This window comes from Mycobacterium sp. NGS19 (assembly GCF_059813155.1).
In genome coordinates this window covers 477525-496293 of the sequence record NZ_JCALEB010000002.1, presented here as the reverse complement: position 1 = coordinate 496293, position 18769 = coordinate 477525, and the positions used below count along the sequence as shown (strand labels likewise).

Annotated in this window: 16 protein-coding genes; 9 read left to right on the top strand and 7 right to left on the bottom strand. The window is 68.6% G+C overall.

Annotated features, from left to right (window positions below):
- Position 1: 1 nt before the first annotated feature.
- The 3 genes from AC5Y4N_RS07740 to rfbA are packed head-to-tail and all read left to right on the top strand — an operon-like array spanning position 2 to position 1995.
- A complete protein-coding gene (locus AC5Y4N_RS07740; protein ID WP_499905269.1) occupies positions 2-736 on the top strand; it encodes a maleylpyruvate isomerase family mycothiol-dependent enzyme in 735 nt (244 codons plus the stop codon).
- Positions 737-750: 14 nt separating this feature from the next.
- Positions 751-1119, top strand: a complete 369-nt coding sequence (locus AC5Y4N_RS07735; RefSeq protein ID WP_499905272.1) for a nuclear transport factor 2 family protein — start codon at positions 751-753, stop codon at positions 1117-1119.
- A 9-nt stretch (positions 1120-1128) separates the two neighbouring features.
- Entirely contained in the window at positions 1129-1995 is an 867-nt protein-coding gene (rfbA, locus tag AC5Y4N_RS07730) for a glucose-1-phosphate thymidylyltransferase RfbA (protein ID WP_499905275.1), read from the top strand.
- Here the strand turns inward: rfbA and AC5Y4N_RS07725 are convergent, their stop codons facing one another.
- The 4 genes from AC5Y4N_RS07725 to AC5Y4N_RS07710 all read right to left on the bottom strand — a co-directional run bounded on the left by AC5Y4N_RS07725 (position 1996) and on the right by AC5Y4N_RS07710 (position 10640).
- Complete coding sequence (locus AC5Y4N_RS07725) at positions 1996-3288, bottom strand: pyridoxal phosphate-dependent aminotransferase (protein ID WP_499906304.1); 1293 nt, start codon at positions 3286-3288, stop codon at positions 1996-1998.
- Positions 3289-3310: 22 nt separating this feature from the next.
- Positions 3311-6169, bottom strand: a complete 2859-nt coding sequence (locus tag AC5Y4N_RS07720) for a (Fe-S)-binding protein (protein ID WP_499905277.1) — start codon at positions 6167-6169, stop codon at positions 3311-3313.
- A gap of 102 nt (positions 6170-6271) precedes the next feature.
- On the bottom strand, positions 6272-8758 hold the full coding sequence (iniR, locus tag AC5Y4N_RS07715) for an isoniazid response ATPase/transcriptional regulator IniR (RefSeq protein ID WP_499905281.1): 2487 nt from the start codon (positions 8756-8758) through the stop codon (positions 6272-6274).
- A gap of 7 nt (positions 8759-8765) precedes the next feature.
- The gene (locus AC5Y4N_RS07710) at positions 8766-10640 is read right to left on the bottom strand and encodes an Hsp70 family protein (protein ID WP_499905283.1); all 1875 of its coding nucleotides are present in this window, start codon (positions 10638-10640) and stop codon (positions 8766-8768) included.
- A 200-nt stretch (positions 10641-10840) separates the two neighbouring features.
- Between AC5Y4N_RS07710 and AC5Y4N_RS07705 the strand changes: the two genes are divergently transcribed.
- From AC5Y4N_RS07705 to AC5Y4N_RS07685, 5 genes are all read left to right on the top strand, one after another.
- Complete coding sequence (locus AC5Y4N_RS07705; RefSeq protein ID WP_499905286.1) at positions 10841-11374, top strand: Rv0340 family IniB-related protein; 534 nt, start codon at positions 10841-10843, stop codon at positions 11372-11374.
- A 270-nt stretch (positions 11375-11644) separates the two neighbouring features.
- Complete coding sequence (locus tag AC5Y4N_RS07700) at positions 11645-12676, top strand: IniB N-terminal domain-containing protein (RefSeq protein ID WP_499905289.1); 1032 nt, start codon at positions 11645-11647, stop codon at positions 12674-12676.
- A gap of 99 nt (positions 12677-12775) precedes the next feature.
- The gene (locus tag AC5Y4N_RS07695; protein ID WP_499905293.1) at positions 12776-14656 is read left to right on the top strand and encodes a dynamin family protein; all 1881 of its coding nucleotides are present in this window, start codon (positions 12776-12778) and stop codon (positions 14654-14656) included.
- Positions 14657-14665: 9 nt separating this feature from the next.
- Complete coding sequence (locus tag AC5Y4N_RS07690; protein WP_499905297.1) at positions 14666-16144, top strand: dynamin family protein; 1479 nt, start codon at positions 14666-14668, stop codon at positions 16142-16144.
- A gap of 5 nt (positions 16145-16149) precedes the next feature.
- Positions 16150-16617 (top strand): hypothetical protein, encoded by a 468-nt coding sequence (locus AC5Y4N_RS07685; RefSeq protein ID WP_499905299.1) that lies wholly within the window; start codon positions 16150-16152, stop codon positions 16615-16617.
- 60 nt (positions 16618-16677) lie between these two features.
- Here the strand turns inward: AC5Y4N_RS07685 and AC5Y4N_RS07680 are convergent, their stop codons facing one another.
- From AC5Y4N_RS07680 to AC5Y4N_RS07670, 3 genes are read right to left on the bottom strand one after another with little or no spacing between them, the layout of a single operon-like run.
- A complete protein-coding gene (locus tag AC5Y4N_RS07680; RefSeq protein ID WP_499905302.1) occupies positions 16678-17238 on the bottom strand; it encodes a hypothetical protein in 561 nt (186 codons plus the stop codon).
- Between the two features lie 27 nt (positions 17239-17265).
- The gene (locus AC5Y4N_RS07675; protein ID WP_499905307.1) at positions 17266-17673 is read right to left on the bottom strand and encodes a hypothetical protein; all 408 of its coding nucleotides are present in this window, start codon (positions 17671-17673) and stop codon (positions 17266-17268) included.
- Positions 17674-17704: 31 nt separating this feature from the next.
- Positions 17705-18247, bottom strand: a complete 543-nt coding sequence (locus tag AC5Y4N_RS07670; RefSeq protein ID WP_499905309.1) for a hypothetical protein — start codon at positions 18245-18247, stop codon at positions 17705-17707.
- Positions 18248-18391: 144 nt separating this feature from the next.
- On the opposite strand from AC5Y4N_RS07670, the gene AC5Y4N_RS07665 reads away from it, so the two are divergent.
- Positions 18392-18640 carry an Rv2628 protein family gene (locus tag AC5Y4N_RS07665; protein WP_499905313.1) on the top strand — a complete coding sequence of 83 codons (249 nt, stop codon included), beginning with the start codon at positions 18392-18394 and terminating at the stop codon, positions 18638-18640.
- Positions 18641-18769: the final 129 nt, after the last annotated feature.

Below are 18769 nucleotides of genomic sequence, written 5' to 3'. Positions count from 1 at the left end.
AATGGATTTCGCCGCATCGCTTCTCGACGAGGACGCCGCGTTCGCCGAGGTGCTGCGTACTGCCGATCCCGCGACGCCGGTGCCAACCTGCCCAGGCTGGACACTCAAGCAGCTGCTGCGGCACGTGGGGCGCGGGCACCGATGGGCCGCGCAGATCGTCGCCGAACGGCGCGCAGAACCTCTCGATCCCCGTGAGGTGCGCAACGGCAAGCCGCCCGACGATCCCGACGGCGCGGCGGACTGGGTGCGCGGTGGCGGGCAAGAGCTGCTCGACGCGGTGTCCAGTACCGGCGGCGACACCGAGGTGTGGACGTTTCTGGGTCCGCGTCCGGCGGCGTGGTGGGTGCGCCGTCGCGTCCACGAAGTGGCCGTGCACCGCGCCGACGCGGAGCTGGCGCTGGGCCGCGAATTCCGGCTGCCGACCGATGTCGCCACCGACTGCCTGACCGAATGGCTCGAGCGGGTGGTGACCCGGGCCGGAGGCGACCAGATGCCGCTGGCCGACGGACAGTCGCTGCACCTGCACGCCGCAGAAGGTGGCGAATGGACGATCAGTGAGGGCGGCGGCACACTGCGGCTCGATCAGCAGCACGCGAAATCCACCGTCGCCGTGCGCGGCGACGTCACGTCGCTGCTGCTGGCGATCACCCGCCGCATCCCCGCCGATGATCAGCGGATCCAGGTCTTCGGCGACGACCAGGTCTGGCGGGGGTGGCTGGACCGCACCCCGTTCTGAGCTACGGTCCAGTCATGACCGTTTCGGAGATCGCGACCGTCCTGGCGTGGCACGACGCTCTCAATGCGCAGGATCTCGACACGCTGGTGGAGTTGTCCACCGGCGACATCGAGATCGGCGACGCGCACGGTGCTGTGCAAGGCCACGAGGCGCTGCGCAACTGGGTGTCGTCCAAGGGATTTCTCGTCGAGCCCGGGCGGATGTATGTGCACGACGGCGTCGTCGTCGTCGAGCAGCACGTTGGTGACGCTGGTTCCCCGCAGGTGACGGCGTCGGCGTTCCGGGTGGTGCACGACAAGGTGACGTCGGTGTTCCAGCACGATGACCTGAAGTCAGCGCTGGCTGCCACCGAGCTCACCGAAGACGACCTGGCCGAGGCGTAGGAGGACCAGATGCGAGGCATCATCCTCGCGGGCGGCGCGGGCACCAGGCTGTACCCGATCACGATGGGTGTCAGCAAGCAGTTGCTCCCGGTGTACGACAAGCCGCTGATCTACTATCCGCTGTCCACGCTGATCATGGCCGGCATCCGCGACATCCTGGTGATCACGACGCCGGCCGATGCGGCCGGGTTTCAGCGGCTGCTGGGCGACGGCTCGGCGTTCGGTATCCACATCAGTTACGCCGTGCAGCCTCGTCCCGAAGGATTGGCACAGGCTTTCGTCATCGGCGCCGAGCACATCGGCAACGACACCGTCGCGCTTGTGTTGGGGGACAACATCTTCTACGGGCCGGGCCTGGGCACCAGCCTGCGACGCTTCCAAAACGTCAGCGGCGGAGCGATTTTCGCGTACTGGGTGGCTAACCCGTCGGCGTACGGGGTGGTGGAATTCGGCGCCGACGGCACCGCTGCGTCGCTGGAAGAAAAACCCGCGACACCGAAATCGCACTACGCGGTGCCCGGGCTGTACTTCTACGACAACGACGTGGTCGAGATCGCACGATCGCTGCGGCCGTCGGCCCGAGGCGAATACGAGATCACCGAAGTCAACCAGGCCTACCTGAACCGCGGGCAGCTCTCCGTGGAGGTGCTGGCTCGTGGCACCGCCTGGCTGGATACCGGGACCTTCGATTCGCTGCTGGACGCCAGCGACTTCGTACGCACCATCGAACGGCGACAAGGCCTGAAGGTCAGCGTGCCCGAGGAGGTGGCGTGGCGGGTGGGTTTCATCGATGACGAGCAGTTGTACGCGCGGGCCAACCAGCTGCTCAAATCCGGCTATGGCGCTTATCTGCTGGAACTGCTTGAGCGGAAATGACTACTGCCGGTAGCTGACCAAGAAGTTGCCGAGGCGCTCGATGGCCGCGGCGAGATCCCGCGCCCACGGCAGCGTGACGATGCGCAGATGGTCGGGCGCCGGCCAGTTGAAGCCCGTGCCCTGCGTGACCAGGATCTTCTCCTGCAGCAACAGGTCCAGCACCAGCTGCTCGTCGTCGACGATGTCGTACACCTCGGGGTCAAGCCGCGGAAAGGCATACAGGGCACCCTGCGGCTTCACGCACGACACCCCGGGGATCTCGTTGAGCTTCTGCCACGCCACGTCGCGCTGTTCGAGCAACCGCCCACCCGGCAGCACCAGATCCTCGATGCTCTGATGCCCGCCGAGGGCCACCTGAATGCCATGTTGCGCAGGCACATTCGGGCACAAGCGCATGTTGGCCAGCAGGCTGATGCCCTCCAGGAAGCTGCTCGCATGCTCCTTGGGTCCGGTGATCGCCAGCCAGCCGGCCCGGTAGCCGGCCACCCGGTAGGCCTTCGAGAGCCCATTGAAGGTGAGGCACAACAGATCCGGCGCCACCGACGCCATGCAGATGTGCTTGGCGTCGTCGTAGAGGATCTTGTCGTAGATCTCGTCGGCAAGCAGCAGCAGTTGGTGCTTGCGCGCCAGATCGGCCATCTGCTCGAGCACTTCGCGGCTGTACACCGCGCCGGTCGGGTTGTTCGGGTTGATCACCACCAGCGCCTTAGTGCGCTCGGTGATCTTCGCCTCGATGTCAGCGACATCGGGCTGCCAGCCCTGCGTTTCGTCACACAGGTAGTGCACGGGGGTGCCGCCGGCCAGTGACGTGGACGCCGTCCACAGCGGGTAGTCAGGAGCGGGGATGAGAACCTGGTCGCCGTTGTCCAGCAACGCCTGCAGCGTCATCGTGATGAGCTCAGAGACGCCGTTGCCGAGGTACACGTCGTCGACGTCGAGCCGGGGGAACCCCTCGACGAGTTCGTAGCGCGTGACCACCGCCCGCCGCGCCGGCAGAATCCCCTTGGAGTCCGAATAGCCCTGCGCGTGGGGCAATGCCTGGATGATGTCGCGCATGATGACGTCCGGCGCTTCGAAACCGAACGGCGCAGGGTTGCCGATGTTGAGCTTCAGGATGCGGTGGCCCTCGGCCTCCAGGCGCGACGCGTGCTCGTGCACCGGCCCGCGGATCTCGTAGAGAACGTCCTGCAGCTTGGTCGACTGCGTGAACGTGCGCTGCCGGTCGTGATGACCGGTGGCCTGCCACGGGACCTGGTGAGTAGTCACGTCCACCATGGTGCCATTGGCGTCCAGTGAATTTCGCCGCTCGCCCGGATCACCGTTTGCCGGGCGGCCGGGCACCGCGGGCAATGCCGAGGCCCTTGACCGGAGGCGTCGGCGCGCTGCCATTGCCGTCATCAGCGGGCCTCGATTGCTCGGTGTCCGCAGGATTCGGCTGCTCAGGCTCCGACTGCTGAGCCGGAGCCGACGGAGCCGAGGCCGCGGGCGCGCTCGTCTTCCTGGCGCCGGGCCGCTTGGCCCCAGCCGCGATGCCGAGCCCCTTGACCGGCGCCGGCTCAGCCTTGGCTTGATCGGGCGCCGCGTTCGCGGGTTGAGTGACCTCGGTGGCGGGCTGCTCCTCGGACGCCTGCTCGGCCGGCTGCTCGGCGGTCGGTGCGGCCTTCTTGGCGCCCGGCCGCTTGGCGCCGGCGGCGATGCCGAGTCCCTTGGCAGGCGCGGCTTGGGTTGTCGCCGACGGCTTTTCGGCAGCAGGCGCCGGCGCGGACTTCTTGGCGCCGGGGCGCTTGCCGCCTGCGATACCCAGCCCGGTGACCGGCTTGGCTTCCTTGGTTCCCGACGGTGCGGCTGCGGCTGGTGCCGACGGCGCTGCCGCAGGAGCCTCGGCCGCCGGGGCCGCAGCCTTCTTCTTCTTCTCTTCGGGAGAGCGCTTCGGCGGCAGCGTGACAGTGCTCTTGTCCAGCGACCCCAGCAGCAGCTGAGCCACGTCGAGCACCTCGACGCCTTCACCCTTGCCCGACTCCTGACGGTCGGTGAGGCCGTCGGTCATCATGACGCGGCAGAAGGGGCAGCCCGTCGCGATCTTCGCGCCGTCGGACACCGTCATCAGCGCCTCGTCGACGCGCTCGTGGTTGACCCGCTTGCCGATGTGCTCTTCCATCCACATCCGCGCGCCGCCCGCGCCGCAGCACAGCCCGGTCTCGGCGTGGCGCGGCATCTCCTTGAGCGTGACGCCCGACGCGCCGATCAACTCGCGCGGCGCCTCGTACACCTTGTTGTGCCGGCCGAGGTAGCACGGGTCATGGTAGGTGACGTCCTGGCCGTTTTCGCCGCCCACCGGCTTCACCGGAACCAGCTTCTTGTCCCGCACCAACCGGTTCAGCAGCTGGGTGTGGTGCAGCACGGTGTAGTTGGCGCCGAGCTGGCGGTATTCCCGGCCGAGGGTGTTGAAGCAGTGCGGGCAGGTGACGACGATCTTGCGGTCGACGGTCTCGACGCCCTCGAACACGCCGTTGAGCGTCTCGACCGCCTGCGCGGCAAGCTGCTGGAACAAGAACTCGTTGCCGGAGCGGCGTGCCGAGTCGCCGTTGCAGGTCTCCTCGGCGCCGAGCACCAGGTACTTCACCCCGGCGATCGACAGCAACTCGGCGACCGCCTTGGTGGTCTTCTTGGCGCGGTCCTCGAACGCGCCGGCGCAGCCGACCCAGAACAGGTACTCGTAGCCGTCGAAGGACTCCGCGTCGACGCCGAACACCGGCACGTCGAAGTCGACCTCGCTGATCCAGTTGAGCCGGTCGGAGGCGTTCTGGCCCCACGGATTCGACTTCGTCTCGAGGTTCTTGAACAGCACCGACAGCTCGGACGGGAACTCCGACTCCATCATCACCTGGTAGCGGCGCATGTCGACGATGTGGTCGATGTGCTCGATGTCCACCGGGCACTGCTCGACGCACGCTCCGCACGTGGTGCACGACCACAAGACGTCGGGGTCGATGACGCCGAGCTGCTCGGCCGTCCCGACCAGCGGGCGCGTCGCCTGCAGCGGCGACTCCGGCGGGACCCGCCCGAACCCGGACTCCGGCACGTGATGCACTTCCTCGTGGCGATCGCCGGCCAGCTTCTCGGAGAGGCCACCTTCGGGTGTGCTCTCGTCAGGCGTGACTTTGTCGCCGAGGATGTAGGGCGCCTTCGCCATCCAGTGGTCGCGCAGGTCCATGATCACGAGCTTGGGGGACAACGGTTTTCCGGTGTTCCACGCCGGACACTGCGACTGGCAGCGCCCGCACTCGGTACAGGTGGCGAAGTCCAGCATGCCCTTCCAGCTGAAGTCCTCGATCTTGCCGCGACCGAGGGTGGCGTCCTCCGGCGGATCCTCGAAATCGATTGGCTTGCCCTGGTATTCGATCGGCAGCAGCGGCCCGAGCCCGTTGGGCAGGCGCTTGAACGTCACGTTGATGGGCGCCAGGAAGATGTGCAGGTGCTTGGAATGCAGCACGATGATCAAGAACGCCAGCATCACGCCGATGTGCAGGAGCAGCGAAACGGTCTCCATGTATTCGTTGCCGCTGTGCCCGAGCGGTGACAGCACCTTGCCCATGGCGTGGGAGAAGAACGCCGCCCAGTTGTACGGCAGGTTTCCGTTGTTCACCGACGAGCCGCGGAACAGCGCGTACGTCCAGATGACGTTGAAGATCATGAACAGGATCAGCCACGCGCCGCCGAGGTGGCTGCCGTAGAACCGCGAATCGCGACCGTGCTCCTTGGGTCCTTGGATCAGCCGGATGATCGCGAACGTGGTGATGCCCAGCAGCACGGCCAGCGCGAAGAAGTCCTGCAGGAAACCCAGAACCGGCCAATGGCCGATGATCGGGATCGCGAACTTCGGATTGAACAGGACGCCGTAGGCCTCGATGTAGACCGTCAGCAGGATGAAAAAGCCCCACATCGTGAAGAAGTGGGCCAGGCCGGGAATCGACCATCGCAGCAGCCGCGTCTGCCCGAAGACCTCCTCGACCTGCGTCCAGATCCGCCTGCCCAGGTTGTCGGTGCGGCCACTGGCCGGCTGACCCGATCGCACGAGAGTGAACAGCCACCACACCCGGCGCGCCGCGAACACCAAAACCAGCGCCGTCAACCCCAGGCCAACCACGAGCCTGATCACCTGCTGAGTGTCCACGCGCGCCGCCTCCCCAGCTTGCTACTGGTCAGTAACTTGTCTTTCTTGCCTGCTCATAGTGACATCTCGGCCGCTACGGGCGCGACAAAGGTTGCCCTAACCTCAGGGCTGCGGCGCCAGCATCGCCCGTAGCATCGACAGCAGCTCGGAGCGGGATTCAGCGCCCAGGCGCCGTCGTATCCGTGCGACGTGGTGTTCGACGGTCTTGGCGGAGATGAACAGCTGATTGCCGATGTCGCGGTAGGGCATGCCCAACAGCAACAGCTCGGCTACCTCGCGTTCGCGCTCGGACAGCCGCGCCGAGTCCCGCGCCGCGGGACGCGCCGGCTCGACAGCGCGCTGCTGCGACGGTGTTACCGGCTGCTCGTCGAGCGCGGCGCTGGCCTTGAGATCGCGCGCCAGCTGCAGCATCGCCCCGGATACGCGGGCGTCGGGCGCCTGCAAAGCCGCCTGGCTGGCCAGCCGCGTGCCGTCGGCGGTGTGGCCGTACTGCGCCAGACCGCGCGCAGCCGCCGTGACTTCGGCCAGTTCGACCTGATTGGCCAGCACCCGCAGCCACACCCGCCCGGCGCCGGCCAGCACTTTCGCGAACGGGCTGGTCGCTGCGGCCGCGGTCAGCGCCTGCCCGTGAGGTGCCACCGCATCCGGCGAGTTGGCCAGGATGCCGGCGTGCACGCCCGACCAGTGCAAGGGCACCGACCACAGCACCGGCTTGCCGAGCCGCTCCAGAAGCTCTAGAGCCTGCTCGACGGCGTAGCGGATCCGCTCGAGCTGCCGCAGCCGTGCCGCGGCCACCCACAGCTCGCCCAGCGGCAGCAGCGAGAACAGGTCAACTGTGTACTCGGCCAGTACTTCCATCGCGGTGTACCAGTGCCGCTGAAGTGCGCCACTGTCGCCGGTGCGCCGCGCCAGCCCGGTGCGCAGTGCGGCGGCCCATAACGCATCCCGGCGGTGCAGCACGGCATCGTCGACGGTCACCTCGGCGCTCGCGGACGCGAGCTGCCCGTCGAGCATTTTCGTCCAGGCCAGCAGCAGCCGGTGCCGGTGCTCGGCGTGCGGCGCACTGCCGTCTTGCAGCGCGCGGGTGAGCACGCTGCGTGCGCGGACCGGATCGCCGGCATGCAACGCCGCCAGCGCGACGAGGGCCGCCGGCGTGTCCGGCGTGACGAAACGGGCCGACGAGCCGGCGGTCAGCGACTGCCCGAGCTTGGCGACCGCCACGGTGAACGGCTGGTCCAGTGTCTGCAGCAGGCCTTCGGCCAGGCTGCGGGCGGCTCGGGCGGCGGCGGTGGGCGGACCGCCGGCCGGTGCTGTTATCGACACGCGGGCGGCCGCGGCGTCGCCCGCGCCGAGCAGCACCACCGCGCCGGCGGAGCTGACCACCGCGTCGGGGTGCGGCCCGAGCCAGCGGTACAGCTCGGCGGACTGGTCGGCGTTGCCGTCATGGGCAGCTACCGACGCGGCGATGCGGACCGCGGCGGCACGCTCGGCGGGGTCGTCGGACGAGAGCAGGTCGTCGGCGAGCCGGCCGGCCGTCGCGCAGTCTCCGGTCAGCGCCAGCGCGTCGGCAAGCCGGGCCGTGAGCCGCGACGCGCCGGCGTCGACGGCGGCGCGGTACAGCCGGGCCGCGGCGGTGCGGTCGGGTGAGCGCTCGGCGTGGGTTTCCAGCACCGTGGCCAGCCGCTCGTCGCGCATGCCGTGTTCGGCGAGCCGCAACGCCAAGTCCGCCGGCAGCGTCGACAGCTCCAATTGTGTTGTGAGCAAAGCCTTTTCGACGTCGTGGTGGCGCGCTGCACCGACGATCTGCGTGACCGCGCGGTGCACCGACCGCAGAAACGCCGGGCTGTGGGAGGGCTCGAGGAGTCCGCTGCCTCGGGCGCGGTCGACCAGCCGCTGAGCGTCGTCGGTGCTGATGCTCAGCGCGGCCGCCAGGTCAGCGGCACCGAGGTCGGGGCTCAGCGATCCGATCAGCAGCGCCTCGAGGACGGGCTCATCGACTGCGCGCAGCCGGTCGATCAGCGCGAACCGGGCGGACTGGGCGATCGCGATGGCGGGTGAGGCGTCGTCGCCCGGGCGGCTCAGCGCCGCACGCACCAGAAACGGCAATCCGGCGGTCGCGGCCATCAGAGCGCGAACCACTTCGGCGGTCGGCGGTGCGCCGAGGGCCGCTGTGGCCAGGCGGTGCAGCTCCTGGGGCGGAAGCGCACCGAGCAGCACCGCCGGACGCTCGCGTTCGATCGCCATGGTGAGCGTGCGAAGCGCAGCCGAATGTTGATACGGCTCGGTGGCGACGACGACGGTCGCGGACGGATCGTCGACCCGCTCGGCGAGGGTGGTGAGCTGCTGGTGCGTAAGCAGGTGCGCGTCGTCGACGACGATCGCCGTGGCACTCCGATGCACATCCGGACGGGAGGCGACGTCGATGCCGCCGGCCCGCAGCGCAGTGCGGATCGCGGTCAGTGTGGCGGTTTTCCCGGTGCCGATACCGCCCACGACGACGGCCTTGACGGGGTCGGTCGGGTTGGTGGTGACCGCGTCAACGAGCTCGCGTGCCTGGGGCGGCAGCTCGTGCAACGCCGGCTGGTCCATCGGGCTGTCAGGGGCTGACCGGCGCTGTCGCGCTGAGCTGCGGCCTCGGTGTATTGGGCGCCAACTGAGCCGACGTGGGCGCGGACTGGTTGCTGACCGCTGAGGTGGGCGGCGCCGCGCTGGTTGTGGGCGGTCGCGTCGTCGTGGTGGGCGGTCGCGTGGTGGTGGTCGGCGGCTGCGTCGTGGTGGTGGTCGGCTGGGTGGTGGTCGTGGTGGTCGGCTGCGTGGTGGTGGTCGTGGTCTGCGTCGTGGTCGTGGCCGAGGTGGTGGTGTCCGACGTCGTGGTGTCGGGCGGCGAACTCGGTGGGGTGGTGGCCGACGGCGGCGGCGTGACGACGGTCGGGCTACCGTCCGTGCCGGTGAACGTCACCGTGTCGGTCAGCGGCGCGCCCGGGGATTCGGGGTTGGTGGTGGCCGGCACCGTCGCCGTGTGGGTGCGCGTGGAGCGCATCGGGCTGGACTCGCTGGTCAGCGTCCACACCAGGCCGCCTGTCAAGACCAGCACCGTGACCAGTGCCGCCGCGAACAGCACCTGGGGCCGCCGGTACCAGGGCAACGGCTCCTCTGCCTCATGCGGACCCTCGGGCGGAGGAGCGAACTCGAGTTGGGGCCGCGCGCTGGTGGGCTCCGGCTCGTAGGCGTACTGAGCGCCGGTATAGGGCGCCGGTTCGTCGCCGCCGGCATCTTCCGACCACGCGAGCGCCCGGAAGGTGGCCGACGCGGCGCCGTCGGCGGCCGACTCCTTGGCGGCTGCGCCGGCAGCCCCGGCGGCCCACGCGGCGGTGGCCATCCCGGTGGGCGGTTCGGTGGCCGCAGTCGCGAGTCCGGTCGGCACGTCGCCGCCCGGCCCGCGGGTGGCCAGCAGCGCAGCGCCCGCCGCCGTGTTCAGTGCCGGCCGCGGCGTGGTGACCACCGGCACGCGGAACTGCTCCGAGAGCCGCTGGGTGATCAGTGGGATCGCGGCGCCGCCACCGACAGTGGCGACCGCCGACAGCGACGCGGCGGGAATTCGGTTGCGGCCCAAGAGTTCTTCCAGAGCGGCGAGTACCCCGGCCAGCGGGCCGCTGATCAGGTTCTCGAGTTCGGCGCGGGTGACGCGGATATCGGAGTGATAGCCGGGAAGTTCAGCCGACAGGTCGGTGGCGGTGTCAGCAGACAGCCGCTCCTTGGCGTCGCGGCACTGTTCGCGTAGCCGAGTGAGCGCACCGACGGCGGTGGTGCCGGCCGGGTCGGCGCCGCTGGACTGGTTGATGTCGGAGAGCACATGGGTGAGCAGCGCCTGGTCGATCGCAGCGCCGGAAAATTCGGTGTAGCGCAGGCTTTCGTCGATGGGCTGGAAATCGTTGGCGGCGTCGGCCAGCGTGATGCTGGTGCCGCTGCCGCCGAAATCGAGCAACGCGACGATTCCGCTCGCCGGCAATCCCGGGCTGGTCGCCAACGCGGCCAGCGCGGCCACGGCGTCGGACACCAGCACCGGCGGCACGCCGCCCGCCGACAGGTTGGGCTTGGTGCGCAGCGCCCCTCGCAGCGCGCCCAGCACCGCCGGACCCCAGTGCGCGGGCACAGCGATGGTGACCTGTGAGGCGGCCGAGCCGTCGCCGACGGTCTGCGCCATGGCGTCGAGGGCCTCGACGAGCAGCCAGTCGGCGCGGTAGGTGGTCCCGTCCGGCGCCACCAGAGGCACCGGATCACCGACGCGTTCGACGAAGCCGGACAGCACCAGACCTGGTTCGGCCGCGTTCGGGTTCTCGACCGGCACGCCCACCTCGGGGGCGCGGTGCGGATAGAGCGTCAACACCGCGCGGCGCGTGACCGGCGCAGCGCCGACCCGGGCCGCGACCAGGTTGGTCATCCCGATGGACAGCCCAAGGGAGTCGGTCATCTCGAAGGGTCCTTGTCGTCGACACGGTTCAGTGGCAGCGTCGGCGGCCGTTCCTCACGATAGCGGCGCCGGGGAGGGGTCGTCATGCGACATCCCCTAACCGCGCCTCATCCCCTAACGGCCAATCCCCTAACGTCGCCGTGTCGGCAGTGGCTTTGACACCGATCCGTTATTAGCTGGTGATCGTTAACATCGGCGCCATGGCCAATGAGCTACTGGACTTCGTGATGTCGCTGGTGCGCGATCCCGACGCCGCTGCACGCTACGCGGACAACCCGCAGCAAGCCATCGCCGACGCTCATCTCACCGACGTGACCAGTGCCGACGTCAACAACCTGATCCCGGTGGTGTCGGAGTCGCTGTCGATCGCGAGCCCGGCCTTCGGAGCCGATGCCGGGGATGCGAACGTCTGGGCCAGTGGGGCCGCGACTGCGGCGTTCGACGCGTTCTCCGACCACCCGCCGGCGGCCGGCATCGAGGCTCCCACCCATGACTTCGTGCTCGACCAACCGGGCCTGACTCAACCGGACGCCGGTATCGACCAGTTCAGCCACCTCGGCGCATTCGAGGCGGAGCCGCTGGCGGCCCCTGCGCCCGACGCCCATGACCCGGCGCCAGTGGTCGAGCCGGCAACGGTCGACCCCGGCTTCGAGCATCCGGTTGACGACCACCATGGGCACTTCGATCCCGGTGCAGCGCACGACGCCCACGGTTTCGACGGCCCGCTGTTCTGACGCGAACACCCTCGAACGCCCCCGCACGCTTCGGCATGTGGGGGCGTTCGTCGTTTGAGCTGGCGAAACTGTGCATCAGCTGGGGGACTCCCGATATGTCCCTAGTAATCCCCTAATCCCCTAACGGAAGTTGCTGGACCACCCCGGTACAGGGGCGTGGAGGTAGGGGACTCGACCCCGTTCCGAGTCGAGTCGCAGCTCCATACCGTGGCTAGCAGACACCGGGCAGGCCGGTGAGGGGCAAACCCGAGACAACCGAAAGGGACTTCGATGATCAGCTTGATCGACTTCATCCTCAACCTGTTCCGCGACCAGCAGGCGGCTGCCGACTACGTCGCGCAGCCCGAGCAGGCGCTGCTGGACGCCGGGCTGGGCAACGTCGCCCCGGCGCAGCTGGCGTCGGTGGCTGCCACCGCGGTGCCGAGCCTCGCGCTGGGCGCCGGCGACCCGGTGGTGGGCCTGCAGCGTGCGGTGGCCAACCACTACGGCTGGGAGCCGACGTTCGCGCCGTCGCCCACCTGGTCGCCGACGTATGCGCCGCAGACCGACTTCCTCAGCGGCAACCGGACCGATACCGATTTCGCCAGCCACAACAACACGCCGGTGATGAGCCCCAACCAGGACGCGGGCGCCAATGCACAGCAGGGCGCCTTCAACCTCGGCTTCGGCGACATCACGCTGGGTGACAAGACCACCACCACGGCCAACGGCCAGGGCGCGGTCGCAGTCAATGGCGACAACCGGGGCGACATCGTCAGCGGTGACGGCGCTGTGCTGGGCAACGCGAACTCGGTCAACAACGGCAACATCCACACCGGGGCGGACTCGAATTTCGCGTACGGCCATGACAACTCGTTCAGCCAGGGCAACACCGCCGCCGGCCACGACGTCCTGGAGACCCACGACGGCACGGTGATCCAGACCTCCGGCCACGGGACCACCAGCTCGGCGCAGGGCAACACCGACTGGACGGCGGTGCACGGGAACCAGACCACGACCAACATCGACGGCACCGGCAACTACAGCGGCGTCGACAACGCCCACAGCGTCGTGAACACCCACACCACCACCACGTCGACGTCGGTGGCCGACAACTCGGTGCACGACTGGTCGTCGCAGTACACCTCCACCCACGACAGCTCGGTGCACGACAACGCGGCGTCGTACAGCAACGCCCAGTCGTACAACAGCTCAGTGCACGACAACCAGTCGACGTACTCGCCGTCGTACGACGCGTCGACGCACGACAACACCACTGTGCAGACGCATCAGAACACCCACGACATGCACCTGGGCTTCTGATCGGACGCACAGCCGCTTGGTTGACGACCTGGCGGGGACCGCAATGGTCCCCGCCAGGTTTTTGCGCATACGGTTGGTAGCGCCGAGGAAGGACACATTGTGACGCAGCCTTCTGATCCGCGGCAGGCCCGGGTCATCGTCGAGCTGATCGACCACACCCGCAGGATCGCCGAGACCAACCAGCGCGACGATCTGATCGACCGGCTGGCCGCGGCCCGCGACCGAATCGTCGACCCGCAGATCCGGGTGGTGATCGCCGGTCAGCTCAAGCAGGGCAAGAGCCAGCTGCTCAACTCGCTGCTGAACATGCCGGTCGCGCGGGTTGGTGACGACGAGTCCACGGTGCTGACCACCGTCGTGCTCTACGGCGAGCAGGCCGCCGCGCAGCTGATCGTCGCTACCGGCGACGGTGGTGCCGAGGCGATCCCGATCCCCACCACCGACATCAACAAGGACCTGCGCCGCGCTCCGCAGGCCGGCGGCCGCGAGGTGCTTCGGGTCGAGGTGATTGCGCCGAGCCCGCTGCTCAAGGGCGGGCTGGTGTTCATCGACACCCCGGGCGTCGGTGGTCACGGCCAGCCGCACCTGGCCGCCACCCTGGGGCTGCTACCCGATGCCGACGCGATGCTGATGGTCAGCGACACCAGCCAGGAGTTCACCGAACCGGAGATGACGTTCATCCGGCAGGCCTACGAGATCTGCCCGGTGGCCGCGATCGTCGCCACGAAGATCGACCTGTACCCGCACTGGCGCGCGGTTGTCGACGCCGACGCCGCCCACCTCAAGCGGGCTGGACTCGACATTCCGCTGATTCCGGCGTCGTCGCTGCTGCGCAGCCACGCGATCTCGCTCAACGACAAGGAACTCAACGAGGAGTCGAACTTCCCCGCGATCGTGCAATTCCTGTCCGAGAAGGTGCTGTCCGGAGAGAACGACCGGGTGCGTTACCATGTGCTCAATGAATTGCGTTCTGCCGCAGAGCATTTGACGCTGACGCTGGAGTCGGAACTGTCGACGCTCAACGACCCTGGCTTGCGTGAGCGGCTGACCGCCGACCTGGAACGCCGCAAGGCCGAGGCGCAGGACGCGCTGGCCGCATCGGCGCTGTGGCAGCAGGTGCTCAACGACGGGATCGCCGACTTGACCGCCGATGTCGACCACGATCTGCGGTCGCGGTTCCGTGCCATCACACAGCATTTCGAGTCCGTCATCGACGGCTGCGACCCGACACTGCACTGGGCCGAGATCGGCACCGAACTGGAGCAGGCAGTGGCCGAAGCGGTGGGCGACAATTTCGTCTGGGCGTTCCAGCGCGCCGAGGCGCTGGCCAAGGACGTGGCCCGCACGTTCGAGGAGGCCGGTCTGCAACAGGTGAAGGCCCCGGAGATCAGCGCCCGGCAGATGGGTGCCACCTTCTCGGGCTTCAAGTCGCTGGCGCGGATGGACGCCAAGCCCGTCAGCGTCAGCAGCAAGGTGGTCAGCGGGATGCGCGGCTCCTACGGCGGTGTGCTGATGTTCGGCATGCTGGGCTCGCTGGCCGGGCTCGGCATGTTCAACCCGCTGTCGGTGGGCGCCGGTCTGCTGCTGGGCCGCAAGGCCTACAAGGAGGACATGGAAAACCGGATGCTGCGCGTGCGCAACGAGGCGAAGAACAACGTGCGCCGGTTCGTCGACGACATCTCGTTCGTCGTCACCAAGGAATCGCGCGACCGGCTGCAGGCCATCCACCGCCAGCTGCGCAACCACTACCGCGGCATTGCCAACCAGACCAGCCGATCGCTCAACGAGTCACTGCAGGCCATGCTCACCTCGGCGCGGCTGGAGGAGAACGAGCGCAATCAGCGCATCGCCGAACTCGAGCGCCAGCTCAACATCCTGCGGCAGGTGTCGGCAAAGGCGGCGGAGCTGGCCGCCCCAACGCCCGTGGTGAGCGGTCCGGTGCGCCCTGCGCCGCGGGTTCCGCTGCGCGGCGCCACCTAACATTGACCGGTGAGCACCAGCGATCAGGTCCGCGCCATCCTCGGCGGCACGATCCGGGCTTACCGCAACGATCCGACCTACCGGCAGCGCGCCGACCTGCACAGCGAACTCGAATGGATTGGCTGGCGGCTCAACCAGCCGATCCGCATCGCCCTGGCCGGCAGCTTGAAGGCCGGCAAGTCCACGCTGGTCAACGCGCTAGTGGGGGAGAACATCGCCCCCACCGACGCCACCGAAGCCACCCGCATTGTGACTTGGTTCCGGCACGGGCCAGTGCCCAAGGTCACCGCCAACCACCGCGACGGCCGGCGCACGAACGTGCCGATCATCCGGGGCGACGGCTTGACGTTCGACCTGGGTGGCGTCGACCCCGTCGAAGTTGCCGACCTCGACGTGGAGTGGCCGGCCGCTGAGCTGATCGACGCGACGATCGTCGACACCCCGGGCACATCGTCGCTGAACAGCGACGTGTCGGCGCGCACGCTGCGGCTGCTTGTGCCTGACGACGGCGTGCCGCGGGTTGACGCGGTGGTGTTTCTGCTGCGCACGCTGAATGCGACGGACATCGCGCTGCTCAAGCAGATCGGCGAGCTGGTCGGCGGTTCTGCCGGGGCGCTGGGAGTGATCGGGGTGGCGTCGCGCGCCGACGAGATCGGGGCCGGGCGCATCGACGCAATGCTGTCGGCCAAGGACGTCGCAAAGCGGTTCACCGAGGAGATGGACAAGACCGGCATCTGCCAGGCTGTGGTGCCCGTGTCGGGGCTGCTGGCGCTGACCGCCCGAACGCTTCGCCAAAGCGAATTCGTGGCGCTGCAGAAGCTGGCCGGCGTGGAGCCCGCCGAGCTGGCCAAGGCCATGCTGTCGGCGGATCGCTTTGCGCGCGAGGACAGTTCGCTGCCCGTCGATGCCGCCACCCGCTCGCAGCTGCTGGACCGGTTCGGCATGTTCGGCATCCGCATCTCGATCGCGGTACTGCGATCCGGCGTCGGCGATTCGGTGGCGCTGGCCGACGAACTGCTGGAGCGCAGCGGGCTGGTGGAGCTGCGCGACGTGATCGACCAGCAGTTCGCGCAGCGCTCGGATCTGTTGAAGGCGCACACCGCGCTGCTGTCGCTGCGGCGGTTCGTCGAAGTCAACCCGATCCCGGCGACGCCGGCCATCCTGGCGGACATCGATCCGCTGCTGGCTGACACGCACGCTTTCGAAGAGTTGCGGCTGCTGAGCCAATTACGTTCGCGTCCAACGACGTTGAACGACGACGAGATGGCCTCGCTGCGACGCATCATCGGCGGTTCGGGCACTGATCCGGCCAGCAGGCTGGGGCTGACGCCCGACGCGCCGTACGACGGTCCGCGCGCGGCCTTCGCGGCGGCGCAGCGGTGGCGCCGCCGCGCCGAGCATCCGCTCAACGACCCGTTCACCACGCGCGCGTGCCGGGCGGCGGTGCGCAGCGCCGAAGCGCTGGTGGCGCAGTTCTCGTATTCCTAGGCGTCGTGAGCGAAGGCCCGGCGCGTCACTGCGGCGGCGTCGGCAAGCCCGGAATCGCCGGGATCGTGATCGTCATCGTGCTGGTGCTCGTGCTGACGCTGACGGTCGTGCTCGTGCTGGTGCTGGTGCTCGGGGTGGTTGTCGTCGGCTCAGTGGTGCTGGTCGGCGACGTCGTGGTCGCCGTGCTGGTCTCCGTGGTCTCGGCGGTCGTGGTCGTCGTCGGCGTCGTGGTCAGCGTCGGCGACGTCCGTGTTGTGCTGGTCACCGGGCTGAGCGGCTTGTTGTCGTCGGAGTTGTTGCCGCCGAAGATCGCGAAGATGATCAGCGCCAGGATGATGGCGCCCAGCGCGCCCAATGCGACGAGGACCCAGGGTTTGCGGTACCACGGCACCGGCGGTTCCTCCGGCGGACCGGGCGGCGGGCCGGGCGGTTGCTGGCCGTACGCGCTGTACGCGGTCGGCTCGTCGCGGTAGTAGTTGGGGTCTTCCGGCGGACCGTACTGAGACACGGGGCTTGATGGTAGCCGGTGGCGCTCAGTTGTGAGGGAAAGCCGGTCGTGGCGCGGGCCGCACGCTGATCGGCGACCGCGTCACCGGGGAGCGGGTGACGCCGATCTGCGGCGGTTTTGCAGGCTCCGGTGGTTGCTGGCGCGGCGGCGCGACCACCGCGGGCGTGCTGGCAGACGGCTCACTCGCAGGCGGCGTAGCCGCGGGCGGCGGGGCCGGCGAACTCTGCGGGAGCGTCGCATTCGGCGGGATCGTCGCGTTCGGCGTCGGGCGACGCGCCGACCGCACGGACGACGGCGGCGTGGTCGACACACTGGGCACACTGGTCTGCGGTCCCCGGGAGCTGCGCGACACCAGCAGCACCGCCGAGACGAGAATCGCAACCACACCGACCGCGATCGCCCCGATGGCCACGACCGCAGTTTTCCTGCGGTACCAAGGCACCGGCGTGCGCGGGCGCACATCGCCGAAGTCGTCGAGGTCGTCGTCGTCGTCGAACCCGGAGCCGAAGCGCGACTCCGCCTCGGCCGGTTCCTCCAGCTCTTCCCACAGGTAGTCGAAGTCGCCCGACGACTCTGTTACCCCCATGGACGGATATTAAGGGGCGACGATTCGTCAGCCGTGGGGGAACAGCGGATGTGGACTTGGCGTCGCGCGCAGGCCCGACGTCCGACTGGTTGTCGTGGTGGTGGTTTCGCTGGTGGTGTCCTCGGTGGTCGTCGTGGTGGCTGTCGTCGTGGTCGTGGTTTCCGAGGTGGTGGTGGTTGTGGGGGTGGTCTGCGTCGTTGTTGTGGTGGTAGTGGTGGTCGTCGTCGTGGGCTCAGCTGTCGTGGTCGTGTAGGGCAGCGGAAGCTCGTTGGCTGGCCGGGTGGAATTGTCGGCCGTCCGCATGACGGCGACGATCAGCACGATCACCACGACGACGCCGAGGATTCCTGCGGCTGTGACAGCACCGCTGGTCTGATACCAGGGAAGCTCGCTCGGTTCGGCGGAGTCGGGCCGCTCGTCGTCGCGGTAGGGCACGGCGTGATCGTATGGGCTCGGCGAGCCCGGGTCAGAACGAGTCGACCCTCTCGATGCTGACGAACATGCCGTGGCCGGTGCTGTCGTTGGTGAAGCGCGTGCCGGACTCGTCCGCGACAATGGTCCAGCCCTGCGCGTGATACGTGCGGTAATCCAGAGTGACGGGCTGGATGTCGCCCAGGTTGCCCACCAGCCACTTCAGCTGACCGTCTGCGGTGACGTTGACGCCGTTGGCGGGAAAGCCGTCGCGGATCGGCGGATTCGCGAATTCGGACTCGCAGCCGACGGCCGTGCGGGAGATCTGGCAGCGGGTCTTGCCGGACTTGGTTTCGACGAACACGTAGCCCTGCTCGTTCGGGGCGAGCGTCTCGCCGCCCGGCTGCGTCGTGGTGGTGGTCGTCGGGGCGCGCGTCGGCGTCGTTGTGCTCGGCGGCGTGCGGGTCGGGCGGGTCGTCGGGAACGTCGGCTCGGTGGGATTGGACGGGACGGCGACCGGCTTGCCGTCGGTCCACGACGTGCATCCGGCCATCGCCATCACCGCGACCAGGAATACCGCCGCAAGAGTCGACCTCATGACGTCTGAACTCTACGCAAGAGTGACAGGAGATGCTGTAGTGACTCGCGCGGGGCCGCCGGCCGAAATGTGTCACTGATGGGCAGGCACGGCGCTCCTACCGATGAGCGGCACCAAGGCCGCGACGCGGACAAGGAGCAAGCGATGAGCACCATCTGGCCCCGCCGTACACCCCGCAAGACCGTCTACCAGGTCGCCGACCGGCTGCACCGCGGCCGTGCCGTGTGGGTGGGCAGCGATGAGATCGCCGCCACGGTCGCGGCGTGGCTGGGCGAGCTCGAGGTCGACAGCCCCATGGCCGACGAACTGGCGCGCGCCGTCGGCAGCGGCGACTGGCCCACCGCCCACGCGCTCGAAGACCTGCTGTCCGTCGACGTGACCGTGGCCGCTTGAGTTGCGATGTCGGCGCGCAAACCTACGAACTTCGCGCGCCGAATTCGCATGCCGCGGGAACAAACCGGTCGTCGCACCCGTTGCACGACTCGACCAACTTGAGTGATTACGACTCAACTCTGGCTTGAC